The organism is Microbispora sp. H10885 (assembly GCF_014161415.1).
GTDB lineage: Bacteria > Actinomycetota > Actinomycetes > Streptosporangiales > Streptosporangiaceae > Microbispora > Microbispora triticiradicis.
Map to the genome: position 1 here is coordinate 429211 of NZ_JABBWY010000008.1, position 25906 is coordinate 455116.

The following is a 25906-nucleotide window of genomic DNA, read 5'->3' on the forward strand; positions in this document are numbered from 1 at the left end:
CGACGGAGCCCCGTCCACCTGGCACGATCGGTTTATGAGCTTCGTTCCTCCCGGTTCCGGCTGGCCGGGCGACCCCGCCGGCCCCGGCACCGCCGTCGCCCGTGACGCCCACGAGGTCGCCAAGCTGGCGGCCGAGAGCCGTACGCTCGCGGACCTGACGGCCAGGCAGTCGGTGTGCCGGGCCTGCCCCCGGCTCGTCGAATGGCGGGAGGAGGTCGCCGACGTCAGGCGGCGGGCGTTCGCGGACGAGACCTACTGGGGCCGGCCGATCGCGGGCTGGGGCGACGACGCGCCGCACACGCTCATCGTGGGCCTGGCCCCCGCCGCGCACGGAGGCAACCGTACCGGGCGGATCTTCACCGGCGACCGCAGCGGCGACTGGCTGTTCGCCTCGCTGCACCGCACCGGGCTCGCCGCCAAAGAGACCAGCGTCCACGCGGGCGACGGCCAGCGGCTGATCGGGGCCCGGATGATGGCGGCCGTGCGCTGCGCGCCGCCCGCCAACAAGCCGACCCCAGAAGAGCGCGACACCTGCTTCCCCTGGCTCGCCGCGGAACTGGCGCTGGTCGCGGGAACGACCCGGGTGGTCGTGGCCCTCGGCGGCTTCGCCTGGCAGGCGGTCTGGCCCGCACTGCGGGCGGCGGGGTTCACCCTGCCGTCCCGCAGGCCCGCTTTCGGGCACGGCGTGGAGGTGCCGCTCGTCCACGGCGCGGCGCCCGTCACGCTCATCGGCTGCTACCACCCCAGCCAGCAGAACACCTTCACCGGCCGGGTCACGGCGGAGATGCTCGACGCGGTCTTCGCCCGCGCCGCCGCACTCGGCACCACCGCCTGATCAGGCCTTGTGAACGGATTCACGAGTGTGAACCGGATCGCTCCGGGAATTTCACGGGAATTTTTTGCCGCAACATCGCCAGCGAGTGACCAAGTGGGGAAAATCACTCGACCTTCGGCCCTTGCGCATTGGCCCCGTGGCCAACCTGTGACGTAAGCTTGTGAATGGTTTCACAAGCCTTGGAGGGCATCGTGGCAGACCGCAAGCCGCAGCACATCGTCATCGTCGGCGGTGGATACGTGGGCCTCTACTCGGCTCTTCGTCTCCAGCGCACGCTCCGCCGTGAGCTCCGTGACGGCAGCGTGCGGATCACGCTCATCGACCCGCAGTCGTACATGACCTACCAGCCGTTCCTGCCCGAGGCCGCGGCCGGCAACATCTCGCCGCGCCACGTCGTGGCGCCGCTGCGCCGGGTGCTGCCGAAGGTCCGCATCCTCAACGGCAAGGTCTCCAAGGTGCACCACGAGGCCCGTGCGGTCACCTTCGAACCCCCGGCGGGCGAGTCGAGGGAGATCGAGTACGACGTCATCGTCATGGCCGCCGGGTCGATCTCGCGGACGCTGCCGATCCCCGGCCTGGAGGACGCGGCCATCGGCTTCAAGACGGTCGGCGAGGCCATCGCGCTGCGCAACCGGGTGATCTCCCTCCTCGACCGCGCCGACTCGGCCGAGGACGAGGACGTGCGCCGCCGGGCGCTCACCTTCGTCGTGGTCGGCGGCGGCTTCGCGGGCATCGAGGCGCTCGCCGAGCTGGAGGATATGACCGAGGACGCGATCAGGTACTACCCGGGCATCGACAAGAAGGACCTGCGCTGGGTGCTCATCGAGGCGTCCAACCGCATCCTCCCCGAGGTCGGCCCCGAGATGGGCGAGTGGACCGCCGAGCAGCTCCGCGAGCGCGGCATCGAGCTCAAGATGGAGACGTTCCTGCAGTCCTGCGAGGGCGGCCTGGTCAAGACCTCCGACGGCGACGAGTTCGAGTCGGCCACGATCGTCTGGACCGCGGGCGTCAAGCCCAGCCCGATCGTCAACTCCACCGACCTGCCGCTCGACGAGCGCGGCCGGATCAAGACCACCACCCGCCTGACCGTCGCGGGCGTCAAGGGCGCCTTCGCCGCCGGCGACATCGCGGGCGTGCCCGACGTGACCAACCCCGGCCAGTTCTGCGCCCCCAACGCCCAGCACGCCGTACGGCAGGCCCGGGTCCTGGGCGACAACATCACCGCGTACCTGCGCGGGGAGGAACTGAAGGACTACCGGCACAAGTACGTCGGGTCGGTCGCGGGCCTGGGCCTCCACCGGGGCGTCGCCAACGTCTACGGCATCAAGCTGCGCGGCCTCCCCGCCTGGTTCATGCACCGCACCTACCACCTGTCGCGGGTGCCCACCGTGAACCGCAAGGTCCGCGTGGTCATGGACTGGACGCTGTCGCTGTTCTTCAGGCGGGAGACCGTCTCCCTGGGCGAGATCGAGCACCCGCGCGACGAGTTCCGGGCCGCCGCCAAGAGCGGGCTCAAGCGCTGAGTCGCGGGCCGTACCGCGCCGCCGCGGAGGCGCCCGGCCCTCGGTGCGGTACGGCCCGGCGCTCACGGCCGGGCCGTTTTCGCGTTCTCCACGCCCACGACAGGTGGTGTCATGGAGGCGCGACCGCGGCCCGATCGCGGCCGGGCGCTCCCGGAGGCTCTCCCGTTCCTTGACCGGCAGGCGGCCACGGGCGCCGTTCACCGGCCGTGGAAAGGGGGACAAGCCGCGTAAGACGTAACTTGCTTACAGAGGAGTGATCCGTGACATATGATCGCGGCGCCCCCGTAGCCCAATGGCAGAGGCAAGCCCCTTAAAAGGGCTGTGGTGTGGGTTCGAGTCCCACCGGGGGCACCGAGTGCCGCCTCGCCCAACAAGCCCGTGACCTGCGGGAGCGCACCCACGGGCCGATCGTGACCGTCCGGCCGGCTTCGGCCGAATTCGAACGTCCACACACAAGCCGTGCCCCTGGTGTGCCCGCGTCGGCGCGAACTCTTGAGTAGACAAATCCTCTGGGCCGGAATGCCGCTGACGAGGTATCCGCCCTTCCCCTGTAATCAGGTGGTCGCGGTGAACCAGACGGTTCCTTTCGGTAGTTCCTCTTCCAGCAGACCGAGGCGGAACGCCGGCCCCGCCTCAGACGGTCTCCACCCACGGACCAAGGCGCTGCTCGGGGTGGACATGTAACCCCTGTGGGGGTACAAGGGGGTTATGCCGAAAATCAATGTGTATCTGCCCGATGATCTGGCGGAGGCGGTGAAGGAAGCCTCCCTGCCGGTGTCCGCGATCTGCCAGCGGGCGCTGGAGCAGGCCGTACGGCGGGTGACGGCCATCCGGGAGAGCATCCTCGGCGACCTGGAGATCGACGATCCGCGGTTGTCGCACTTCACGCCGCGGACCCGCGCGGTCTTCCGGCTCGCGCTGGAGCGCGCCCGGGGTGAGGGCGCCCCCGGAGTCGGGACCGAGCACCTGCTGGCGGCGATGCTGGCCGAGGGCACCAACCTGGCGCTGCACGTCCTGCGGGCGATGGAGATCGAGCCCGCGCTGGTCGAGCGCGACCTGGCGGCCCGCCACCCCGCCGTACGCTCCGGGGCCGGGCAGGCCGGGGAGAGCGCGCCCGAGGCGGGTGAGGAGCCCGCGCGGGAGGAGGGCGTCGAACCGGCCGCCGGGTCCGGCCGGTTCGATGCCCTGGCGGCCAACGCCCTGGAACTGGCCGTCGCCGAGGCCCAGTCGCTCGGGCACAACTACATCGGGTGCGAGCACCTGCTGCTCGGCCTGGCCGCCGAGCCGGAGGGGATCGCCGGGGAGGTGCTGCGGGCGCGGGGAGCCGAGCCCCGGCTCACCCGCCGTACGGTCGTCGCGGCGCTCGCCGGCTACGTCCACCTGCGGGCGCAGGCGCAGGAAGCCGCGGGCTCCGTACAGGGCGGCACGGGACAGGGCGGTGCGGGGCAACAGAGCGGTGGCACGGCGGCACAGAGCGGTGGTGCGGGGGCAGGTGGTGCGGCGGCACAGAGCAGTGGCACGGCGGCACAGAGCGATGGTGCGGCGCAGATCCGGGAAGCGGTCCAGATGGTGGCGGCCATGGTCCGCCGGGAGATCGCGCCGCTCCTCGAACGCGTCGAACGTCTGGAGCGGCACGCCGGGGTCGCCGGATCGGCCGAGGACGAGACGCCGTGACCGCACGGGTGTTGCTGGTCGCCACAGGCGACGTCATGGCGTACGCCCGGCGGACCTCGCGGCCGGGACTGGCGACGGCGGACGACCTGCTGGCCGCTGTGTCCCACGGCCTCGGCGCGGATCCCGGCGCGGATCCCGGCGCGAACCCCGCGACCGACCCCGGTGCCGACCTCAGGGCCGGCAGCGCCGGGGACCTCGGCGCGTACCTCGGTGCGGATCTCGGCGCAGGCCCACGCCCGGATCTCGGTGCGGATCTCGGCCTGGAGGTTGTCACCGAGGACGTGCGGGCCGAGCCGAGCTGGGACACCTCGCCCGCCACGATGTTGTCGCTGGCCCGGCGGGTGCGTACGGCCCTGCTCGACGAGGGGTTCGACGGCGTGGTCGTCACCCACGGCCTGGACACCGTCGAGGAGACCGCCTTCCTCACCGACCTCCTCGTGGGACCGGCCGCACACCGGGGCGGCATCGTGTTCACGGGGGCCGTACGGCCGCTCGACGCGTTGTCGAGTGACGGTCCGCGCAACCTCGCGTCGTCCCTGGTCGCCGCGGCCGACCCCGCTCTGCGAGGAGTGGGCGCGGTGGTGTGCGCCGGTGACGAGTTGCACGCGGCCCGCTGGGTGACCATGGCCGACGCGACGGCCGTGACGGCTCTCTCCTCCGCTCCCGCGCCGGTGCTCGGCCGGGTCGCGGACGGCGGGGCCGAGATGTGCGCCGCGCCGCCGCCCCGGCCTCCGGAGCCGGAGGGGGAGCCGGAGACGAACGTGGCACTGGTCAAGACCTACCCGGAGATGGATCCGGTGCTCCTCACGGCCGTCGTGGACGCCGGGGCCAGAGGAGTCGTGCTGGAGGGCACCGGCGCCGGGAACGTCCCCGTCGGGCTGTTCACGACAATCAGCGAACTGGCGGAGTGGGACATCCCGGTGGTGGTCGCCTCGCGGTGCCGCACCCGGGCGGTTCCCCTGGAGGCCCTGCCGCCCGGCTACGGGCTCGCGGCGAAGGTCGGCGCGATCGGAGCCCGTGGGCTCGCCCCGGTCAAGGCGCGGTACGCGCTGATGGCGGCGCTCGGCGGGGGAGGGCGGCAGGCAGTACGGGACTGGTTCGCCCGGCTCTGACCCGACCGGGAGTCCCGGCTTTTTTCCTTACCAGGTGGCGGGAACCCCGCCGGGGGGCCGAACGTTGCCATTGTGGCGGGGTGGCGTTCCATGCGAGACACGTTCGAGGAACACCGCTCCCCGGGCATGTCCCCACTGGCCGCCCCAGCGGCTGATCGGCAAGTCGCGTCCTGGAGGAAGCGGATGGAGAGCAAGAACCCGATATTCAGTCGGCGCGGTCCGGCTGGTCAGCAGACGTGGACCGGCCCGACGCCCAGCGTGCACGAACTGAACGACATGTACGCCGCCCCCTCCTACGCTCCGCCGGCGGCGCGCGCCATGACGATGGACGACGTCGTGATGCGCGGCTTCATGACGCTCGGCACGCTCGTCGTCTCGGCCGCCCTGGCGTGGTACTTCAACGTCGGCTGGGGGCTCGCGGCACCCGCGATGATCGTGGGCCTGATCCTCGGGCTCATCGTGTCGTTCAAGCAGAGCACGAACCCGGCGCTGATCCTCGGCTACTCCCTCTGCTACGGCATCGCCATCGGCGTGCTGAGCCACATGTACGAGACGGTGTACAACGGCATCGTCCTGCAGGCCGTGCTCGGCACGATGGTCGCCTTCGGCGGCACGCTCGCGGTGTACGCGCTGAAGATCTTCCGGCCGACGCCGAAGTTCGCCAAGTTCGTGGTCGCCGCCGCGTTCGGGGCGATCGGCCTGATGCTGATCAACTGGATCGCGAGCATCTTCGTCAGCGGTGGCCTGGGGCTGCGCACCGACAGCCCGATCGGCTGGATCTTCAGCATCGGCATGATCCTGCTGGGCTGCTTCTTCCTGCTGCTCGACTTCAGCGAGATCGAGCAGGGGGTGCGGGCCGGCGTGCCGGAGCGCTACTCCTGGCTGATGGCGTTCGGCCTGACGCTGAGCCTCGTCTGGCTCTACCTGGAGATCCTCCGGTTCATCAGCTACTTCACGAACAACGACTAGCCGGTGCCCGCGGGACCTGCCGAAGGTCCACCGGGCACCTCCCGATCGCGGGGTGAGCAGGGCGCCGTTCCTCCGGAGCGGCGCTCCTTTTTTGGTCCTATAGCAGGATTCGGTGATCGGTTCTGTAAGTTTGGATCAACATCCTGTAACAAAACGATGCCGTTGGGGGCTTGTCAAGCGCGGACCGGTGATGCACTGTGACACAAAGCAGCCTTTTCCGTGGAGGTGCCCATGTCGTTGAACCACTCACCGGAGACCCAGACCAAGCTGATCGCCCGCGTCCCGTCCATAACCGGGCGTGAACTCCCCGAGTGGTTCGAAGCCATCGACAACGGTCCGTCGTTCCTACGCTGTGAGGAGCGGGCCAACTGGCTCGCCGACGAGCACGGGCTGAGCCACGGCTACGCCGCAGCGATCGTCCGCGAGCACGAGCGGCGCCGTCGCTTCTAGCGATCGGCCCGCACAAGCAGAAACGCGCCCGCACCGGTCAGGTGCGGGCGCATCATTGTCTTCATGGATCTCGACAAGGCGCGTGAGTTCGTCAGGAACAACCACCGAGCGGTCATGCTGACCTGGCATCCGGACGGACGCCCGCAGACCTCGCCGGTCACCGTCGGCTGTGACGAGGACGGCCACATCGTGGTCAGCAGCCGCGAGACCGCCGTGAAGACCCGCAATCTCCGCAACAACCCCCAGGTCGTGCTGACCGTGACGACCGACGCGTTCTTCGGCGCGTGGGTCCAGATCGAGGGCAAGGCGGAGGTCGTCGCGCTGCCCGAGGCGATGGAGCCGCTGGTCCGGTACTACCGCGACATCAGCGGGGAGCACCCGGACTGGGACGACTACCGCGAGGCGATGGTCCGGGACAAGCGCGTGATCATCCGCATCGAGCCCACCCGCGCCGGTCCCGACCACCACGGCTGACCACCCCATACGGCCGCCCGCGCCGGGCCGGTCCCGGCGCGGGGGTCACGTTCAGGACAGCCGCTCCAGCACCATCGCCATGCCCTGGCCGCCGCCGACGCACATGGTCTCCAGGCCGATCGACCTGTCGTGGAACCGCAGGCTGTTGACCAGCGTGGAGGTGATGCGGGCACCGGTCATGCCGAACGGGTGGCCCACCGCGATCGCCCCGCCGTTGACGTTGAGCCGGTCGATGTCGATGCCGAGCTCGCGGTAGGAGGGGATCACCTGGGCGGCGAACGCCTCGTTGATCTCGACCAGGTCCACGTCGTCGATCGACATGCCGGCCCGGGTGAGGGCCTGGCGCGACGCCTCGATCGGGCCGAGGCCCATGATCTCGGGGGACAGGCCCGTGACGCCGGTCGACACGATCCGGGCGAGCGGCGTGATGCCCAGCTGGGCCGCCTTGACGTCACTCATGACGATCACCGCGGCGGCGCCGTCGTTCAGCGGGCAGCAGTTGCCGGCCGTCACCGTGCCGTCCGGCCGGAAGACCGGCTTGAGCTGCGCGACCGCCTCGTACGTCGTGCCGGCCCTGGGGCCGTCGTCCTTGCTCACCACGGTGCCGTCGGGCAGCGTGACCGGCGTGATGTCGCCGTCCCAGAAACCGTTGGCGATGGCCTTCTCCGCGAGGTTCTGCGACCGCACGCCGAACTCGTCCTGCTCGCGCCGCGAGACGCCCTTCAGGGCGGCCACGTTCTCGGCGGTCTGTCCCATGGCGACGTAGATGTCGGGCAGCGCGCCGTCCGCACGCGGGTCGTGCCACACCGGGCCCCCGCCCTTCGCGGTCTCCTCCGTCCGGGCCTTGGCCTCGTCGAACAGCGGGTTCTGCGCGTCGGGCAGGTCCGAGCTGCCGTTCCCGAAGCGGGAGACGGTCTCGACGCCCGCCGAGACGAACACGTCGCCCTCTCCCGCCCGGATGGCGTGGAACGCCATCCGGGTCGTCTGGAGAGAGGAGGAGCAGTAGCGGGTCACGGTGGTGCCCGGCACGTTGTCCAGGCCGAGCAGCACCGACACCACCCGGCCCAGGTTGTGGCCCTGCTCGCCGCCCGGAAGGCCGCAGCCCAGCATGAGGTCGTCGATGTCGGCCGGGTCGAGCTGCGGCACCTTCGCCAGCGCGGCGCGGACCATCTGCACGGTCAGGTCGTCGGGACGGATATCCTTGAGTGACCCCTTGAAGGCGCGGCCGATCGGCGACCGCGCGGTCGCCACGATGACTGCCTCGGGCATGTGACTCTCCTGCCTGAACTCGTGCCCCTCCACCCAGGGTTCGCGGGGCCTCCTTCCCGGAGGTTACCCCCCGGTACGCCGCCCGCCACGCCCCGCCTACCCGTACATGCCGGGGGCGGTGGTGGTGTGGTCGTTGACGGCGTGGAGGCCGCCCTTCTCGTCACGCCACAGGCGCCAGCCGTTCTGGCTGCCGGTGAACCAGGAGGGCGGCGCGGCGGAGGAGCTCTTGCGCCTGCCCGTGGCGAGGTCGAACTCGCACAGCGCCGCGATCGAGTAGAACCCCGGGATCATGCCGCGCAGCGGCAGCGGCTTGGGGTCGGTGACGCAGAACGACCACCCGCTCGCGCCGCTGACGGGGGTCGGCTCTCCGGTGCTGAGGTCGAAGACCGAGCCTGGGGCGTCGCGCTTGAGGAAGCCGAGCCGGTCCATGTCCCTGGGGAAGGCCAGCCACCAGCCCGATCCCGGCACCTGGGCGGGGGTGATCTGCCCCAGGACCCGCCCGCTCTCGGCGTCGAGCCGGGCGAACCCGCCGTACTGGCCCTGCTCGTCCACCGGCCGGACGATCGGCGCGTACGCGGGGTTGCCGCTGGGGTAGACGCGGACGACGGACGGCCGCATCCAGTCGACGGCCCCGTCGGTGAGGCGCGCCGAGAACAGGCCGAACGCCGAGGTCTGCTTGGTCTGCGGGTTGGTGTACGGCGCGACGTACCCGACGATCTTGTCGCCGGTCGCGCCGAAGGCCCAGCCCCCGCTCAGGTCGACGCCGGGGCCGAGGGCGTCCTCGATCGGCAACTGCCAGACGGCCTTGCCGTCCTTCAGCGTGCGCGCCTCCAGCACCGGATGCGAGGCCAGTCTGAGCAGCACCACCCTGGTCGGGTCGGACCACTCGACCTCGGCGATGCCGGGCAGGCGCCACATCAGCGCGCCGTCGCGCGGGTTCAGCACCACGACGCGGGCCGAGGCGAGCTCGGTGTCCTCGGAGACGCAGACGTACGGCCCGCAGCGCTGCGGCCCGAAGGTGGACCGCATCGGCCTGGTCCACTTCTGCCGCCCGGTGCGCCCGTCCCTGGCGACGAGGACGGCGTTCTTCCCGCCGGAGGGGTCGAGCGTGACCACCACGGCCTGGCCGACGCCGGTCTCGACGGTGGCGGGGGCCTGCACCCCCATCCCCGGCAGCCGTCCGACCATCGTCGCCGGGTGCGTCCACAGGCGGCGGCCGGTGGACAGGTCGAGGGCGACGGTCTCCAGCGTGCCGTCGGGCCGCATGGAGGTGGCGGCCGCGACGCCGCCGCCCGTGGTGGCCCGGCTGACCGCGTTCACCTGCGTGTTGTGCCAGGCCGGACGGTCCTTCGCGGCGTCGTCGCCGCCGCCGGAGCAGCCGGTGAGGGCGGCGCCGGTCAGCAGGGCGCTCGCCGCGAGCGCCAGAGCGGGTCTCAGGTGGGCTGGCTGGGGCCGGATCATTTCGCTCCTACAGGGGGTGATGGCCCGGCCGCAGGAGGTGACCGGCTCTAGGCGTTCGGAAGCGGCCCGGGTCTCCGGCGGAGCAGTGTCGCCCACCGTCCATGGGGGCCGACCGCCCGGCCGGCGACACGGGTCGCGGTGACCTCGGTGCCGGGCTCCTCCACGGCCATTGCGGCCAAGAGGTGTTGCGATCCTTCGACGCGTACGGGTTCCGGCTCGGGCCACAACCCCAACGCGGTGCATACAGACGGTAGCACTGCGTACGCGGCCTGTAGGTAACCTCGGGCAGATGGATGAAAACGATCAGGTCCGAACATCTCGGCCGGGTTGGCCTCGAACTCGGGTCCGAGCAGGTCGGCGAACGCGACGGTCCGCCCGCCCGTCTCGACGACGGCGACCGTCTGGGCCGCGGCGAGCCGGCGCGACCAGCGCCGGGTGACCCAGCGCAGGGGCTGGGCGATCGGGCGCACGGTGCCGAGGTCGGGGCAGGTGCCCACGACCACCTCCGCTCCGGCCTCGCGCAGCCTGCCCACCGCCTCCCGCAGGTGCTGTACGGCCCGGGCCGGCGGGGTCGCCGTGGTCACGTCGTTGGCCCCCACGAAGATGATCGCGATCTCCGGGCGGGTCTCCAGCACGCGGTCCACCTGGCCGCCGAGGCAGGCGGAGGAGGCCCCCGACCGCCCGGCCACGGTGAGGCGCACCGGCCGCTCGGCCACCTCGGCGAGGCCGTACGCGATCAGTACGCCGGGGGTCTCCTCGGGGCGGGTCATGCCGAGACCGACCGAGGTCGAGTCGCCGAGCACGGCCATCCGGATCGGCTCCCCGGGATAGGCGCCGTACAGGCCGTCGGCGTCGGGGCCGTCGAGGCCGTGCGGCTGTCCCACGATGCGGCGGGCGACGGCGGCCTCGGCGAAGAGCAGGCCGTACGTGATCGCTCCCAGGGCGGTGAGGCCGCCCCCGCCCAGGGCGGCGGCGGTCGCCATGCGCCGCGCGGCCCGCGTCGTGCCGGATGTCGGAATCACCGGCCCTCACCCTCACGGTACGGTGTGGAACCTGACGGTACGGTTTGAAGGTAGGAGACACGCCGAGGTCCGGCCACCCCTACGGGCCCCCGGCGTGAAGACGGCCGACAGGCCTCGGGCGGACAAGGTGGTCCTCGCGGTGCGCGTACACGACTCGCTGATCGAGCTGATGGGGAACACCCCGCTCGTCCGGTTGCGCAAGGTCACGGCGGGCGCGCCCGCCCAGGTGCTGGCCAAGGTGGAGTACTTCAACCCCGGCGGCTCGGTGAAGGACCGCATCGCGGTGCGGATGATCGAGGCGGCCGAGCGGAGCGGCGCGCTCAAGCCCGGCGGCACGATCGTCGAGCCGACCTCCGGCAACACCGGCGTGGGCCTGGCCATCGTGGCGCAGGAGAAGGGCTACCGCTGCCTGTTCGTCTGCCCGGACAAGGTCGCCCAGGACAAGGTCAACGTGCTCCGGGCGTACGGCGCGGAGGTGGTCGTCTGCCCGACCGCCGTCTCGCCGGACCACCCCGACTCGTACTACTCGGTGTCGGACCGGCTGGCCCGCGAGGTACCGAACGCCTGGAAGCCCGACCAGTACTCCAACCCCGGGAACCCGGAGAGCCACTACCTCTCCACCGGCCCGGAGATCTGGGAGCAGACCGAGGGCAGGATCACCCACTTCGTCGCCGGCATCGGCACCGGGGGGACCATCAGTGGGACGGGTAAGTACCTCAAGGAGATCTCCGACGGCCGGGTGAAGATCATCGGTGCCGATCCGGTGGGGTCGGTCTACTCGGGCGGCACCGGCCGGCCGTACCTGGTCGAGGGCGTCGGCGAGGACATCTGGCCCGCGACCTACGACACCACGATCTGCGACGAGATCATCGCGGTCTCCGACAAGGACTCGTTCGGCATGACCCGCAGGCTCGCCCGGGAGGAGGCGCTGCTCGTCGGCGGCTCGTGCGGCATGGCGGTGGTCGCGGCGGTGCGGGTGGCCCAGGCGGCCGGGCCGGACGACGTCGTGGTCGTGCTGCTGCCGGACGGCGGCCGCGGCTACCTGTCGAAGATCTTCAACGACGAGTGGATGGCGGACTACGGCTTCCTCACCGAGACGAGCGAGGAGGGCCTGGTCGGCGACGTGCTGGGCCGCAAGTCGTCCGGGCTGCCCGAGTTCGTGCACGTCCATCCGCACGAGTCGGTCGGCACCGCGATCTCGATCATGCGGGAGTACAACGTCTCCCAGCTCCCGGTCATGAAGGAGGAGCCGCCGGTCATGGCGGCGGAGGTCGTCGGCTCGATCGTCGAACGCGACCTGCTGGACGGCCTGTACCGCGGCCGGGTGCGGTCGGAGGACGAGATCGGCGGCCACATGTCCGCGCCGCTGCCGATGATCGGCTACGGCGAGCCGGTGGCCCGGGCGGTCGAGGCGCTGGAGAAGGCCGACGCTGCGGTGGTCCTCGACGACGGCAAGCCGGTGGGCATGGTCACCCGTCAGGACCTGCTGGCCTTCCTCGCCAACCACTGAGCCGACCACCGGGCCGACCACCGGGCCGACCAGCGGGCCGGCCCCTCGGCCATCTGTGAGCCGGCCGCTGACGCGCCCGCCGGGACCAGGCGGGACGGGCGGCTACGCTCGACCTCATGAACCATGGTTTCGAGACCCTCGCCATCCACGCGGGCCAGGAGGCCGACCCCTACACGGGTGCCGTCGTGCCTCCCATATATGCCGTTTCCACCTACAAGCAGGACGGCGTGGGCGGCCTGCGGGCGGGATACGAGTACAGCCGGTCGGCCAACCCCACCAGGACCGCCCTGGAGGAGGCGCTGGCCGCCGTCGAGGGAGGCGTGCGCGGGCTGGCCTTCGCGTCGGGCCTGGCCGCGGAGGACACGCTGCTGCGCGCCGTCTGCAAGCCGGGCGACCACGTGGTGATCCCGGACGACGCGTACGGCGGGACCTACCGGCTGTTCGCCCGGGTGCTGGAGGAGTGGGGGGTCACCTTCGACCCGGTGCCGCTCGGAGACGTGGACGCGGTGCGCGCCGCCGTACAGCCGCGGACGCGGGCGATCTGGGTGGAGACCCCCACGAACCCCCTGCTGAACGTCGCGGACATCGCCGCGCTGGCGAACGTCGCGCACGACGCGGGCGCGCTGCTCGTCGTGGACAACACCTTCGCCTCGCCGTACCTGCAGCAGCCGCTCGGCCTGGGCGCGGACGTGGTGGTCCACTCGACGACCAAGTACGTCGGCGGCCACTCCGACGTGGTCGGCGGGGCGCTGGTGACCCGGTCGGCGGACCTCGGCGAGCGGCTCGCCTACCACCAGAACGCCATGGGCGCCGTGGCCGGGCCGTTCGACGCCTGGCTCACCCTGCGCGGGCTCAAGACGCTGGGCATCCGCATGGACCGGCACTGCGACAACGCCGAGCGGGTGGCCGACCTGCTGCTGTCGCACCCGAAGGTCGTCCAGGTCCTCTACCCCGGCCTGCCCGAGCACCCGGGCCACGAGGTCGCGGCCAAGCAGATGCGGCGTTTCGGCGGGATGGTGTCCTTCCGGGTCGAGGGCGGCGAGGAGGCGGCCGTCGCGGTCTGCGACCGGGCCCGCCTGTTCACGCTCGGGGAGTCCCTCGGCGGCGTCGAGTCGCTGATCGAGCACCCCGGGCGGATGACCCACGCCTCCGCCGCGGGGTCGCCGCTGGAGGTTCCCGCCGACCTGGTGCGCCTGTCGGTCGGCATCGAGAGCATCGACGATTTGCTCGCGGACCTCTCCCAAGCCCTGGGCTGAGTCCTGCCGCACGTGGCCCACGGCGCCTCGCCGCGTTGTCGCCCCATCTTCTAGGCGGAGGTGTGGGAGGGGGTCCGCCCGGCCGGTTTCGCCGACCGGATCCGCCGGCCCGGCGCCCGCCCGCCCGCCGATCGCGCGCCCGTCGCCGCCCAGGGCTCGCCGAGCAGCGCGGCGAGCGCGACGGCGGCCAGGACCGCCCCGGCGAGGGTCACGCTGTGGACGCCGGGCCCCGCGATCAGCGCGCCGCCGAGCATCGACCCGGCGGCGATCCCGACGTTGAACGCCGAACTCGTCCCCGCGGAGGCGAGGTCGACGCCGCCGGGGGCGATCTGGAGCGTACGGTTCTGGATCGCGGCGGCGAGGGCGCTGAAGGCCATGCCCGCCAGGCAGAGGCAGACGACGGTCGCGGCCTTGACGGCGCCGAAGGCGTGGAGGCCGAGCAACGCGCAGGTGATCACGGCGAGCGGCGTCAGCAGCGCGCCCCGGGGGGCCCGGTCGAGCGCCCGGCCCACCAGCACGGTGCCGGTGACCCCGGCCACCCCGCCCGCGAGCAGCAGCGGGCTCAGCGAGCCCGGCGCGAAACCCCCCACTTCCAGCAGGTACGGCGTGATGTACGTGTACGCCGTGAAAAAGCCGGTCACGCCGACGACGGTGGCGACGACGAGGGTCACGTACCGCCCGAGGTCGGGCGCGGGGGCGCGGCTCACCTGCCCGCCGTCCTCGCCTCCCGGCCCGGCGGCGGCCGCGGGCAGGAGCGTGGCCACCGCGACGCAGGTGACGAGCCCGAGGACCGCGAGCGCCGCGAGCGCCACCCGCCAGCCCGCCTGCTGCCCGAGCCACGTCCCGGCGGGGACGCCGAGGACGGGCGCGAGCGCGTTGCCGATCGCCATCCGGGCGACCACGCGTCCGCGTACGGCAGGGGGGAACATCGCGGTGGCCGTCGGGGCGACGACCGACCAGAAGAGCGCCTGGGTCAGCGCGATCAGCAGCCGCCCCCCGAGCAGGACCGGGTAGCCGGGCGCGACGGCGGTGAGCAGGGAGCCCAGCACGAGCACCGCCAGGGTGGCGGTGAGCAGGGCGCGCCGGGGCACCCGCCGCGTGAGCCGGGTGAGCGGCAGCGACGCCAGTACCACGACGGCGGCGTATCCGGTGACGAGGAATCCGGTCTCGGACGGGGATCTGCGCAGATCGTGCGCGATCACGGTGAGCAGCCCGATCGGCAGGACCTCCGTGGTGACGTAGGCGAAGCAGGCCACGGAGAGGGCGGCGAGCGCCCACTTCTCCCGGCGTCCCGGTAAGGGCGTCATGTGTCCTCCATCTGCTACCGGTGAAACTCTCTTTACTGGTAGCATGACATGCGTGACTGAGGCCCACAACGGTGATCCGCGCATCGTCGGCGGACATCTCGCGCTCGACCTGGTCAACACGGTGGCGCCCCGGGTGCCCGGCGGGTCCGAGCATCACGAGTACCTGCCCGGCCCCGCCGCCCTGCTGGCGTGGGCGGAGCGCGCGGGAGTCGCCGGCGCCGAGGAGGCGCGGGCGGTGGCGGCCGCCTGGTCGGCCGTCCCCTCGTCCGCCGCCCAGGCGTGGCACGCCGCCCTGGAGATCCGGGAGTCCGTCTACACCGTGCTGGCGGCCGGGCTGCCGGCGGCCGGGACATCGGGAATCGGGGCGCCGGCGGCCGGCATACCGGCGGCTGGGGTGCCGGCGGCGTCTTCGCCGGAAGCGGCCCCCGGAAGCGCTCCGAGCTCGGAATCCGAGGTCGTCGCGGCGCTGGAACGGCTAGGGCTGCGGTGGGCGGGCGCCGCGGCGCGCTCGGCGCTCGTCCCCGGCAGCGCCTCGCCCGCTCCCGAGAGCGCCCCGCTTGTCCCCAACACCGCCCCGCTTGTCCCCGGGAGTGCCCCGCTTGTCCCCGGGAGCGCCCCGCCCGTCCCCGGCAGTGCCCCGCCCGCTCCCGAGGCCGCCTCGGGTCGGGTGGTCCGCCTGCTGGTGGGCACCAGCCCCGCCCTCCTGGTGCCGGACCGGCTCGCCCACGCGGCCGTGGAGTTCCTGTCCACGGCCGACCTGCGGCGGCTGCGGGTGTGCCCCTTGGCGGAGGGTGGGTGTGGCTGGCTGTTCCTCGACCACAGCCGCAACGGCTCGCGCCGCTGGTGCGCGATGGCCGACTGCGGGTCGCAGGCCAAGGCCCGGCGTCTCACGGAGAGACGCCGGGCCAGGCGTGCTACCGGTGTAGCAGGCTAGACCGGTAGCGTCATGGGTTGAAGAAGACCATCAGGAAGAGGATGACGAGCCAGATCAGCGCGCTGATCCCGCCGAGCGCGGCGATCCGCCCGGTCTGCACCTTGGCGTCGTCCGCCGGCGACTCGGTGGACAGCGCCTCGATCGCCGTGCGCTGGTCCCGCTCGACGATCACCAGCAGGACGGCCGCCACCACGAACAGCGTCATCGACACCGACAGGTACGGCGCGCCGAGGGCGCTGCGGCCCAGCAGCAGGCCGAACAGGAACACCCCGATCGTGAGCAGCCCGAACAGCCGGGTCGAACGGTGCAGATAGCGCAGCACACCGATCTCCCGGGCCCTGATGTAGCGCGGCGTGACGCTCGTGACCGCCGTCAGCGGGCCGAGCGCGAAGATCGCGAATCCTATGTGCAGCCACAGCAGCAGATGGTCGAGAGGCGACATGGGGCAGAGGCTATCGCGTCGGTTCCGTACCGCACCCGTCGCGGCACGAAGCGCGGCGCCGTGGACAGGCCGGGCCGGGCCGTGTGACTAGGCACCCGGCCTCATTTCCGGCGGCGCGGGCGGTTGTGGACCGACATCTCGTAAAGGACTCCGGTGAGGATCATCAGGACGACGAGGCCGACTGCTGCGAACATGGGAGCGCTCCTTCCACCGGCGTGTGGAACGACCAGCGCGAACACGGGGAGTGTCTGTCTATCGTCCGCCGATTGCAGCCCGGTCGGCAATGGATTATCGATCCCGCCGGCGACGGTCCCCGGATTCTGGGCCCACGATCGGATCGTGCCGCCTGTCCGTACGCCTCCTTCCGCACGTGCGGCGCGCCGGTGCGGGGCCGTCCCCCGTGACGCCCCTGTCCCACCAGGGTGCCACGCGCGGGCCCGTCGCATCCCGTCCGGGGCCGCTCAGCGGGTGCGGCGGGCGCGCAGGAAGTCGCTGACGACGTACTCGCCGAGCCGGTCGGCGCTGGCGGAGAAGACCCGGCCGCCGTTGCGCCTGGCCACCTCGTTGACGAACTCGCGCAGCCGGTCGTCGGCGGCCAGCATGAAGACGTTCAGCGTCGCGCGGCGCCGGGTCATCTTGTCCACCTCGGCGAGCGTGAGCGTCAGCGTCTCCTGCGAGGGCGGCCACTCGAACCGGGGCGCGCCGTTCCGCATCAGGTGCGCCGTGGGCTCACCGTCGGTCACCACGAGCACCACCGGCTCGAAGTCGGGGTGCCGGTCCAGGTGGCGGCCCGCGATCAGCAACGCGTGGTGCAGGTTGGTGCCCTGCACCATGTCCCATTCGAGCCCGGCGAGTTCGTCCGGACGCAGCACCCGCGCGTAGTTCGAGAAGCCGATGATCTGCACCGCGTCCTGGGGGAACTTCGAGGCCACCAACGCCTGGAGCGCCAGCGCGGTCTGCTTGGCCGCCGCCCAGGTGCCGCGCAGGGCCATCGAGTACGACAGGTCGACCAGCAGGCACACGGCCGCCGCCGAGCGCCGCTCGGTCTCCACCACCTCGAAGTCGTCCACCGACAGGGCCACCGGGGCGCCCCCGCCCCGCCGTACGCCGTTGACGACGGTCCGTACGACGTCGATCGGCTGCTCGTCGCCGAAGCGCCACTGCCGGGTCGATCCGGTGGGCTCCCCGGCCGTCCCGGCGTCGCGCTGGTCGTGGTCGCCGCGCCGGCCGGATTCGAGCGAGGAGAACACGCGGCGCAGGGCGGTCTCGCCGAGCCGCCGTACGGCCTTGGGGGTGAGCTCCAGCTTGCCGCGGTTGCGCCGCAGGTAGCCCTGGGCCTCCAGCTCGCGCTCGACCTGGCGCAGGGACTCCAGGTCGTCCACCGCCGAACGGCCGAGGGCCCGGCGTACGGCCTCCTCGTCGATGTCGTCGAGCCGGGCGCCGGGGTAGTCCTGCCGGAGGGCGGACTCCAGGTCGCCGAGGTCGGCCAGTTCCTGCAGGGCGGTCACGGCGTCGCCCATCTCCATCGGCCGCTCGCCCGACACGCGTTCGGGAGCGCCCCAGGCGAGGTCGGGACGGCGGGCGTGGAGGGCCTCGCCGAGCCGGCTCATCTGCTCGGCCAGGCCAGCCTGCTCCAGCGTGTGGTTGATCAGCCCGGCCAGTTCCTCGCGCTGCTCGGGGGTGAGCGAGGCCAGCAGCCGCTGGGCGGCGGCGGCGCGGCGGGCCAGCTGGTCGACCAGCTCCTCCAGGTTCCGCGGATTCTCGGGGTACATGTCCCCGTATTTCTGCATGAACCGGTCGAAGTCATCCTGGGTGTGCTCGCCTCGGGCGTCCCGGTCGAGCATGTCGTTGAGATCCGACATCATCTGCCGGACCCGTTCCATCGCCGCCGGATCGGGGTTGGCCAGAGCCTCCCGCATGCCGCGGAATTGGCTGTCGAGGACCTCCCTGCGCAGCAGGTCGCGCAGCTCCTCGAACGTCTGCCGAGCGGCGGCCGACCGCCAGTCGTAGCCGGCGAGCTCCTGCACGGCGCGGGCGGTGTCGGAGGGCAGCGTGTCCAGCATCGCCTCCCGGAACCGGGCGTCGTCCAGAGCCTCCCCGGCCTCTCCCGAGCCCTCGGACTCCCGCTGGAGCTCCGCCCGCTCCTGGCCGATCGCCTTGTCGAGCAGGGCGCGGGCCCGCTCCAGCGTCCCGTCGAGCCGGGTGCCGTCCCTCAGCTCCCGGCGGCGGCGCCGCACCTGGCGGAGCAGATCCTCCAGGCCCCGGCGCCCGGGCGCGCCGGGCAGCCCCCGGCGCAGCAGGTCGCGCAGCGCGTCGAGCGGCGTCGAGCCGGACAGGACGGCGTCGCCCATCTCGTCCAGGGCCGCACGCACGTCGTACGGCGGAGCCAGCGGATCCGGCCCGTCGTGGTACTCCCGGTAGAAGTAGCTCACGTGCGGTACACCGTGCCGCCGTCGGTCTCGTCCTTGGACAGCCTGCGCATCAGGTAGAGCCCCTCCAGGGCGAACTCCAGCGCCGCGGCGGCGTGACCGGGCGATTCGTCGCCCTCGCCCATGCCGAGCCTGGTCATCATCTTCGACAGCCCTTCGACGCGGCCGATGCGGCGCAGCAGTTCGGGGGCGGGCACCAGATCGCCCGACTCGACCCGCGCGCCCTCGCCGAACCGGTCCAGCAGCGGCGTGAGGTCGGCCCCGCCGAGAGTGCCGCGGAAGGTCTCCGCGGTCGCGCGGCGCAGCAGGTGGGAGAGCACGTCGACCTCCCGCCCCTCCTCGCTGACCTCGAACTCCACCTTGCCGCGCAGCGTGTGGACCACGCCGGGCAGGTCGCACACCCGCGTGACCGGCCGTTCCTCCCCGGTCAGCGCGGCCCGCCGTACGGCGGAAGCGGCGGCGGTCTCGGCCGCGGCGATCGAGAACCGCGCCGACACGCCCGAGCGGGAGTCGACGGCGGTCGACTCGCGGACGAGGCGGGTGAACCTGGCGATCACCTCCACGAGGTGGTCGGGCAGGTCGGCGCCGAGCTCGTCGAGGTCGGCCTCCTGGCGGATCAGGACCAGCTCGTCCTCGATCGTCTGGGGGTAGTGCGTGCGGATCTCCGCGCCGAAGCGGTCCTTCAGCGGCGTGATGATCCGGCCGCGGTTGGTGTAGTCCTCGGGGTTGGCGCTGGCGACGAGCAGGACGTCCAGGGGGAGGCGGAGGTTGTAGCCGCGGACCTGGATGTCGCGCTCCTCCAGCACGTTCAGCAGCGCCACCTGGATGCGCTCGGCCAGGTCGGGCAGCTCGTTGACGGAGAAGACGCCCCTGTTGGTGCGGGGGACCAGGCCGTAGTGCACCGTCTCGGGGTCGCCGAGCGTGCGGCCCTCGGCGATCTTGATGGGGTCCACGTCGCCGATCAGGTCGCCGACTGAGGTGTCGGGGGTGGCCAGCTTCTCGCCGTACCGGTCCTCGCGGTGCTTCCAGGCGACCGGCAGGTCGTCGCCGTGGGCGGCGGCCAGCCGGCGGCACCGCACGCAGACCGGCGCGTACGGGTGGTCGTTGATCTCACAGCCCTTGACCACGGGCGACCACTCGTCGAGCAGGCCGGTGATGGTGCGGATCAGCCGGGTCTTGCCCTGGCCGCGCTCACCGAGGAGCACGAGGTCGTGCCCGGCGATCAGCGCCCTCTCCAGGTGCGGCAGGACGGTCTCGTCGAAGCCGACGATGCCGGGGAACCGGGGCTCGCCGGAACGCAGCCTGGCCAGCAGGTTCTCCCTGATCTCGGCCTTGACCGTCCGGTATCGATGTCCACTCTCGCGCAGTTCACGCAGAGTGCTGGGGGCAGGCGTGGGCGATTTGTGCACGGAGTCGAGCCTACGTCCCCGCCCGGTGATCCGGCAGCAGGGTCGCGTCATCCGGGCCGCGCGATCGGGCCGTACGAGCGCGATTCGCCGGGCGTACCGCGCGTTGACCTCCGTTCAGTGGGGAGAATCGTGGAAACGACCGGCCGATGAGAAGCGGTCGCGCGAAAGAGAGGGCGAGACGATGGCGGTATTGACGAGCCGCTTCGCCGACGGTCTCGCCGTGGGCGCCAACCTGGAGGAGGCGGCCGAGACCGCCGTACGCCAGGCGTTGGCCGGCCTGTCGGGTCCGCCGGACCTGGTCTGTTTCTTCGTCTGCGGCGACGACCCCGACGACGTGGCCCGGGCGGGGCAGCGGGCGATGTCCGTCGCGTCCGGGGCCGACGTGATCGGGTGCAGCGCGACGGGCGTGATCGGCCACGGCCAGGGCGTGGAGCTCGCCCCGGCGGTCAGCGCGTGGGCCGCGTCCCTCGACGGGGCCAGGATCGACGCGTTCGCGCTGGAGACGCTGCGGACCGAGGACAGGTTCGTGGTCGTGGGGCTGCCCGAGAGGATCCCGGACGACCGGGTGGCGATCCTCCTGGCCGATCCCTACAGCTTCCCGACGGACGCCTTCGTCGAGCACTCCGACGAGGTGCTGGACGGTCTGCCGATCGTCGGCGGCCTGGCCAACGGGCTGCAGGGCCGCGGCTCCGTCCGGCTGTTCGCCAACGGCGAGGTGCACGAGTCGGGCGCCATCGGGGTGGTCATCGGCGGCGAGGTGAACGTGAGCACGGTGGTGAGCCAGGGCTGCCGGCCGATAGGCCCGACCATGGTCGTCACCCGCGCCGAGGACAACGTGCTGCTCGAACTCGCCGGGCAGCCCGCCCTCGCCCGTCTTGAGGACATCGTGAGCGATCTCGACGAGGAGGACCGGGAACTCGTCGCCGCCGGCTTACAGATCGGCGTCGCCATGGACGAGTACGCCGAGCGCCACGAGCGGGGCGACTTCCTGATCCGGGGGGTCATCGGCATCGACCCCGAGCGGGAGGCGGTCGCCATCGGCGACGTGGTCGAGATCGGCAGGACCGTGCGGTTCCAGGTCAGGGACGCCGACGCGGCCGACGAGGACCTGTACGAACTGCTCGACGCCCATCTGCGCGACACCGGCAGGGCCGACGGCGCGCTGCTGTTCTCCTGCAACGGCCGCGGCTCCGGGATGTTCGACTCGGCCGACCACGACGCGCTGGCCGTACGCGAGACGCTGGGGCCGATCGGGGTCGCGGGGTTCTTCGCGGCCGGAGAGGTCGGGCCGGTCGCGGGGCACAACCACGTCCACGGGTTCACCGCCTCGCTGCTCGTCTTCTCCTCCGGCCCGTCCGGCGCGGGGAAGGGCGCGTGAGCGATCTCACCCTGGCCGTCGACATCGGCGGCACGAAGTTCGCGGCCGGGCTGGTGGAGCCGGACGGGCGGGTCGTGGCCGCGCAGCGGTCCGCGACGCCCCGGGGCGGCGACGCGGAGACCCTGTGGGAGACCCTGACCGGCCTGCTCGACCGGCTGGAACCGTTCCCGGGTGTGGCGGGCGTGGGGATCGGCTGCGGCGGCCCGATGACCTGGCCCGCCGGGGAGGTCTCCCCGCTCAACATGGGCGGCTGGCGCGGCTTCCCGCTGCGTGAGCGGCTCGCCGCCCGGTTCCCCGGCATACCGGTCCGCATCCACAACGACGCGATCTGCCTGGCCGTGGCCGAGCACTGGCGCGGCGCGGGGCGGGGGAGCGCGGCCATGCTCGGCATGGTCGTGTCGACCGGCGTCGGCGGCGGCCTGATCCTCGGCGGCAGGCTCATCGACGGCGGGACGGGCAACGCCGGTCATATCGGCCACGTCGTGGTCGACCCCGGAGGACCGCCGTGCGGCTGCGGCGGCAACGGCTGCCTGGAGGCGATCGCCCGGGGTCCCGGGCTCGCCGCCTGGGCGGTCGCCCAGGGCTGGTCACCCGGCCGCGCCGGTTCGTCCCAGGAACCGGGCGGGGCTTCGGAGCCGGGCGGGGAGTCCTTCCGGCAGGACGAGGAGCCGTCCGGGCAGGGCGGGGAGCTCTACCGGGAGGAGGGGACGGCCACCGCGCGGCGCCTGGCCGCCGACGCGGCGGCGGGCGACCCGATCGCGCTGGCCGCGATGACGCGGGCCGGGCGGGCCCTCGGCGTCGCCATCGCCTCGGCCGTCAACCTCTGCGACCTCGATCTCGTGACCGTGGGCGGCGGGCTCAGCCAGGCCGGCGACCTGCTCTTCGGGCCGCTGGAGGAGGCGCTGCGCGAGCACACCCGGATGGGCTTCGCCGGGCGGGTGCGGGTCGTGCCCGCCGCGCTCGGCCAGGACGCCGGCCTCGTCGGCGCCGCCGCCCTGGTGATCGCGGGCGACCGGTACTGGTCACCCGGGCCGTGACGACGCGTTCCGCCCGCGCCCTCTCCGCACGCCGCCTCCCCCCGGAACCTGTGATGATGGGCGCATGGCTGTCCCACAGGTGACGTACGACGACGTCGTCGCCGCGCGCGAGATGCTGTCCGAGGTGGCGGCGCTGACGCCGGTGCTGCACTCGCGGGTGCTGTCCGAGACCGTCGGCGGCCCGGTCCACCTCAAGTGCGAGAACCTGCAGCGGGCCGGGTCGTTCAAGATCCGCGGCGCGTACGTGCGCATCGCGCGGCTGACCGCGGAGGAGCGGGCCCGGGGGGTGGTCGCGGCCAGCGCGGGCAACCACGCGCAGGGGGTGGCGCTCGCCTCGTCCCTGCTCGGGGCCAAGTCGGCCGTCTACATGCCCGAGGGCGCGCCGCTGCCGAAGGTGGAGGCCACCCGGGCGTACGGCGCTGACGTGGTGTTCGCCGGGCACACCGTGGACGAGGCGCTCCGGGCGGCCAGGGAGCACGCGGAGCGCACCGGGGCGGTGTTCATCCACCCGTTCGACCACCCCGACGTCGTCGCCGGGCAGGGCACGGTCGGCCTGGAGGTCCTGGATCAGCTCCCCGGCACGGCCACGATCGTGCTGCCGATCGGCGGCGGCGGCCTGGCGGCGGGCGTCGCGCTCGCGGTGAAGTCCCAGCGTCCGGGGATCAAGGTGGTGGGGGTGCAGGCGGAGCGGGCCGCCGCCTACCCCGACTCGCTGGCCGCGGGCCACCCGGTGACGGTCGTGCCGACGTCCACGATGGCCGACGGCATCGCGGTCGGACAGCCGGGCGACCTGCCGTTCGAACTGATCCACTACCTCGTCGACAGCGTCGTGACCGTCTCGGAGGAGTCGCTGTCGCGGGCCCTGCTGCTCTGCCTCGAACGCTCGAAGCTGCTGGTGGAACCGGCTGGCGTGGCGGGGGTGGCCGCGCTGCTCGACCACCCCGAGGCGTTCGAGCCGCCGGTGGTCGCCGTGCTGTCCGGCGGGAACATCGACCCGCTGCTGCTGGCCCGGGTGCTGCGGCACGGCCTGGCGGCGGCCGGCCGCTACCTCGCCTTCCGCATCCGGCTGACCGACCGGCCCGGCGCGCTCGCCGTGCTGCTGGCCAGGCTGGCGGACCTCGGCGCCAACGTGCTCGACGTGGTCCACGAGCGGTTCGGCTCCCGGCTGCACCTCGACGAGGCCGAGGTCCTGCTGCAACTGGAGACCCGGGGGCCCGCGCACGGCGACGAGGTGATCGGCGCGCTGCGGCGGCACGGCTACCGGATCGACGCGGAGTACGGCCTCCAGGTGGGCGGCGAGGGCGTCGTCGCGGCCCTCAGGCCCTGACCCGGCGGGTCAGGCGACCGGCGCCGGGCGCCCCGGCCGGAACAGCCAGGCGTCGAAGAGCGGCTTCAGGTTCTTCCCGGAGACGCGCTCGGCCAGCGCGAGGAACTCGGGCGTCGTGACGTTGCCGTACCGGTGCGCCGCGGTCCACTGCCTGATCAGCGGGAAGAACCTCTGATCGCCGATCTCCCGGCGCAGGGCGTGCAGCGCCATCGCGCCACGCGTGTAGACCGCGGCGTTGAACAGGTCGTCGGCCCGGGCCACGCCCGGGGGATAGCTCCACATCGGGTCCGCCTCGTTCGCGTAGTAACGGCGGAAGGTCGCATCCGCGGTGCCCTGGCCGCTGTGCTCCGCCCAGAGCCACTCGGCGTACGTCGCGAAGCCCTCGTTCAGCCACAGATCACGCCAGCGGCTGACGCTCAGGCTGTCGCCGAACCACTGGTGGGCCAGTTCGTGGGCGATTATGGCGGGCTCGGGCGAGAAACCGCCGTAGATCGGCTTGGTCTGGTTCTCCAGCGCGTACCCCACCGCGTGGTCGTCGATCACCCCGCCCGTGGAGGAGAACGGGTACGGCCCGAAGACGCTCGACCAGTAGTCGGTGATCTTCCCCGTCTGGGCGATCAGGGTGTCGAGCGAGCCGCGGAACGAGTCGGCGACGGCGGCGTAGATCGGCAGCCCCCCGGCGCTCGTGCCGGTGCGCACCTGGAACTTCCCGGTGGTCATCGTGGCGAGGTAGCTCGCCATCGGGTGCTTCTCGCGCCACACGAACGTGGTCTTGCCCGCCGTGGTCCGCGGCGTTCCGGACATCTCGCCGTTGGCGATCGCGGTCAGTCCCGCGGGCACGGTGATCTGGAAGTCGTACGTCGCCTTGTCGGCGGGGTGGTCGTTGGAGGGGAACCACGTCTTGGCGCCGTCCGGCTCGCAGGTGACGAAGGCGCCGTCCGGCGTGGCGATGAAGCCGTACTCGCCGAGGCCGGCCGAGCGCAGCGACCGGGGCACGCCGGAGTAGTCGATCGTGACCGCGAACTTCCCGCCGTCGGCGATCCGCCCGGCCGGTGTCACGACGAGTTCGTCGTCCCGCCGGCTGAACGCGGCCGCCGCGCCGTCCACCGTCACCCGGCTCACCGTGAGCCCGTGCAGGTCGAGGTCGAACGACGTCAGGTCCTGCGTGGCCTTCGCCCGGATCGTCGTGCTGCCCGCGAGGTTCCGCGACGCCGGGTCGTAGGACAGCTTGAGGTCGTAGTGCTCGACGTCGTAGCCGCCGTTGCCGCCGCCGGGGAAGTCGGGGTCCCCGATCCCGGGGGCGCCTGTCGTGCTTCCCGTACCGGCCGTGCTTCCTGTGCTTCCCGTGCTCGCCGTCGGAGCGGTGACGCCGGCCGTGGTGCCGGGCGAGGCCGAGGCGGCGGCGCTCTGGGACGGCGCGCAGGCCGTGGCGGTCGCGACGGCCACGGCGCAGACGACCGCCGGAACGGCCGGGATGACTGGGAAACGGTTCAGCGGCATAGAGTCGCCACTCTACGCGAGGCGACGGCGTGCTCCGTATCGCCACGTCAGGGTGTCTCCCCTGCTCAGAGGGGGTTCAGGCGTCGACGACGAGGGTCCGGGCGGCCTTGTCGTGCAGGGCCTGCTTCCTGGGGTCGAACAGGATCCAGGCGAGGTCGACCAGCCCCAGGCAGCAGAGCGAGCCGAGCACGGTCATCACCGCCTGCCGCAGCGCGACCGGCCCGACACCGGCCGGCTCCCCGCTCTCCCGGACGACGCGCATGCCGAACAGCCGTTTCCCCACGGTCTGCCCGTTCCAGTACGACTGGAGCAGCCAGTAGTAGAGGAAGCCGATCACCGCGACGAGGAAGCCGTCACCGGCCGGGACCCTCGTCACCGCGCCCGCCACGTCGTCGTACACGGCCCTCCAGTCGTCCCAGGTGACCGGTGTCGTGATCAGCGAGACGATCACGGCGTCCACGATCCCGGCGAACAGCCGCCGCCACCGCCCGGCGAGCCGCGGCGCCGTCTGCCCGAACGGAGGGGGCGTCCAGGGAGTCCTCGGCTCCTCGTACGGGCTTCCCGGAGGCGGCGGCGTTCCCATGGCTG

At 72.5% G+C, this 25906-nt stretch carries 22 protein-coding genes and 1 tRNA gene; 14 read left to right on the forward strand and 9 right to left on the reverse strand.

From position 1 onward, the window contains the following. Positions 1-34 precede the first annotated feature (34 nt). The 8 genes from HHX37_RS23265 to HHX37_RS23300 all read left to right on the forward strand — a co-directional run bounded on the left by HHX37_RS23265 (position 35) and on the right by HHX37_RS23300 (position 7037). Positions 35-835, forward strand: a complete 801-nt coding sequence (locus HHX37_RS23265) for a uracil-DNA glycosylase (protein ID WP_182886739.1) — start codon at positions 35-37, stop codon at positions 833-835. A 164-nt stretch (positions 836-999) separates the two neighbouring features. Beyond that, positions 1000-2358, forward strand: coding sequence for an NAD(P)/FAD-dependent oxidoreductase (locus HHX37_RS23270; RefSeq protein WP_182886740.1), 1359 nt, complete (start codon positions 1000-1002; stop codon positions 2356-2358). Between the two features lie 278 nt (positions 2359-2636). Next, positions 2637-2709: transfer RNA gene (locus HHX37_RS23275), tRNA-Leu, on the forward strand. A 357-nt stretch (positions 2710-3066) separates the two neighbouring features. Beyond that, positions 3067-4032, forward strand: coding sequence for a Clp protease N-terminal domain-containing protein (locus HHX37_RS23280; protein WP_182886741.1), 966 nt, complete (start codon positions 3067-3069; stop codon positions 4030-4032). Continuing rightward, a complete protein-coding gene (locus HHX37_RS23285) occupies positions 4029-5144 on the forward strand; it encodes an asparaginase (protein ID WP_310740485.1) in 1116 nt (371 codons plus the stop codon). Before HHX37_RS23280 ends, HHX37_RS23285 begins: the two co-directional genes overlap by 4 nt. Before the next feature lie 183 nt (positions 5145-5327). Then, positions 5328-6113, forward strand: coding sequence for a Bax inhibitor-1/YccA family membrane protein (locus HHX37_RS23290; RefSeq protein WP_182877636.1), 786 nt, complete (start codon positions 5328-5330; stop codon positions 6111-6113). A gap of 231 nt (positions 6114-6344) precedes the next feature. Next, positions 6345-6563 (forward strand): DUF4287 domain-containing protein, encoded by a 219-nt coding sequence (locus HHX37_RS23295; RefSeq protein WP_117410461.1) that lies wholly within the window; start codon positions 6345-6347, stop codon positions 6561-6563. 63 nt (positions 6564-6626) lie between these two features. Next, positions 6627-7037, forward strand: a complete 411-nt coding sequence (locus HHX37_RS23300; RefSeq protein ID WP_182886742.1) for a PPOX class F420-dependent oxidoreductase — start codon at positions 6627-6629, stop codon at positions 7035-7037. A gap of 51 nt (positions 7038-7088) precedes the next feature. On the opposite strand, the gene HHX37_RS23305 is transcribed toward HHX37_RS23300, so the two are convergent. The 3 genes from HHX37_RS23305 to HHX37_RS23315 all read right to left on the reverse strand — a co-directional run bounded on the left by HHX37_RS23305 (position 7089) and on the right by HHX37_RS23315 (position 10750). Then, positions 7089-8306, reverse strand: a complete 1218-nt coding sequence (locus HHX37_RS23305) for an acetyl-CoA C-acetyltransferase (protein ID WP_182886743.1) — start codon at positions 8304-8306, stop codon at positions 7089-7091. A 96-nt stretch (positions 8307-8402) separates the two neighbouring features. Next, positions 8403-9767 carry a PQQ-binding-like beta-propeller repeat protein gene (locus HHX37_RS23310; RefSeq protein ID WP_182883340.1) on the reverse strand — a complete coding sequence of 455 codons (1365 nt, stop codon included), beginning with the start codon at positions 9765-9767 and terminating at the stop codon, positions 8403-8405. Positions 9768-9814: 47 nt separating this feature from the next. Further along, positions 9815-10750, reverse strand: coding sequence for an SGNH/GDSL hydrolase family protein (locus HHX37_RS23315; protein ID WP_182883388.1), 936 nt, complete (start codon positions 10748-10750; stop codon positions 9815-9817). A 178-nt stretch (positions 10751-10928) separates the two neighbouring features. Between HHX37_RS23315 and HHX37_RS23320 the strand changes: the two genes are divergently transcribed. Both HHX37_RS23320 and HHX37_RS23325 read left to right on the forward strand, forming a co-directional pair. Beyond that, positions 10929-12299, forward strand: a complete 1371-nt coding sequence (locus tag HHX37_RS23320; protein ID WP_117410468.1) for a cystathionine beta-synthase — start codon at positions 10929-10931, stop codon at positions 12297-12299. A gap of 116 nt (positions 12300-12415) precedes the next feature. Continuing rightward, positions 12416-13555, forward strand: a complete 1140-nt coding sequence (locus tag HHX37_RS23325) for a cystathionine gamma-synthase (RefSeq protein WP_117410456.1) — start codon at positions 12416-12418, stop codon at positions 13553-13555. A gap of 50 nt (positions 13556-13605) precedes the next feature. On the opposite strand, the gene HHX37_RS23330 is transcribed toward HHX37_RS23325, so the two are convergent. Beyond that, positions 13606-14862 (reverse strand): MFS transporter, encoded by a 1257-nt coding sequence (locus HHX37_RS23330; RefSeq protein WP_182886744.1) that lies wholly within the window; start codon positions 14860-14862, stop codon positions 13606-13608. A gap of 52 nt (positions 14863-14914) precedes the next feature. On the opposite strand from HHX37_RS23330, the gene HHX37_RS37020 reads away from it, so the two are divergent. Then, the gene (locus HHX37_RS37020; protein ID WP_310740486.1) at positions 14915-15796 is read left to right on the forward strand and encodes a CGNR zinc finger domain-containing protein; all 882 of its coding nucleotides are present in this window, start codon (positions 14915-14917) and stop codon (positions 15794-15796) included. A gap of 10 nt (positions 15797-15806) precedes the next feature. On the opposite strand, the gene HHX37_RS23340 is transcribed toward HHX37_RS37020, so the two are convergent. From HHX37_RS23340 to HHX37_RS23350, 3 genes are all read right to left on the reverse strand, one after another. Continuing rightward, a complete protein-coding gene (locus HHX37_RS23340) occupies positions 15807-16238 on the reverse strand; it encodes a hypothetical protein (RefSeq protein ID WP_117409295.1) in 432 nt (143 codons plus the stop codon). A 461-nt stretch (positions 16239-16699) separates the two neighbouring features. Further along, positions 16700-18670, reverse strand: coding sequence for a vWA domain-containing protein (locus HHX37_RS23345; protein ID WP_182883344.1), 1971 nt, complete (start codon positions 18668-18670; stop codon positions 16700-16702). Then, positions 18667-20076: a sigma 54-interacting transcriptional regulator gene (locus HHX37_RS23350; protein WP_310738355.1), complete on the reverse strand. Its 1410-nt coding sequence runs from the start codon at positions 20074-20076 to the stop codon at positions 18667-18669. The genes HHX37_RS23345 and HHX37_RS23350 overlap by 4 nt, the downstream gene beginning before the upstream one ends. Before the next feature lie 181 nt (positions 20077-20257). Between HHX37_RS23350 and HHX37_RS23355 the strand changes: the two genes are divergently transcribed. The 3 genes from HHX37_RS23355 to ilvA all read left to right on the forward strand — a co-directional run bounded on the left by HHX37_RS23355 (position 20258) and on the right by ilvA (position 23818). Beyond that, positions 20258-21454, forward strand: coding sequence for an FIST signal transduction protein (locus tag HHX37_RS23355; RefSeq protein ID WP_117409291.1), 1197 nt, complete (start codon positions 20258-20260; stop codon positions 21452-21454). Then, positions 21451-22491 (forward strand): ROK family protein, encoded by a 1041-nt coding sequence (locus HHX37_RS23360; RefSeq protein ID WP_182886746.1) that lies wholly within the window; start codon positions 21451-21453, stop codon positions 22489-22491. The genes HHX37_RS23355 and HHX37_RS23360 overlap by 4 nt, the downstream gene beginning before the upstream one ends. Before the next feature lie 64 nt (positions 22492-22555). After that, on the forward strand, positions 22556-23818 hold the full coding sequence (gene ilvA / locus HHX37_RS23365) for a threonine ammonia-lyase (RefSeq protein WP_182883347.1): 1263 nt from the start codon (positions 22556-22558) through the stop codon (positions 23816-23818). 9 nt (positions 23819-23827) lie between these two features. Here the strand turns inward: ilvA and HHX37_RS23370 are convergent, their stop codons facing one another. Further along, positions 23828-25318 (reverse strand): M1 family metallopeptidase, encoded by a 1491-nt coding sequence (locus tag HHX37_RS23370; protein ID WP_182886747.1) that lies wholly within the window; start codon positions 25316-25318, stop codon positions 23828-23830. Between the two features lie 76 nt (positions 25319-25394). Further along, positions 25395-25901 (reverse strand): RDD family protein, encoded by a 507-nt coding sequence (locus tag HHX37_RS23375; protein ID WP_182883349.1) that lies wholly within the window; start codon positions 25899-25901, stop codon positions 25395-25397. Positions 25902-25906 lie beyond the last annotated feature (5 nt).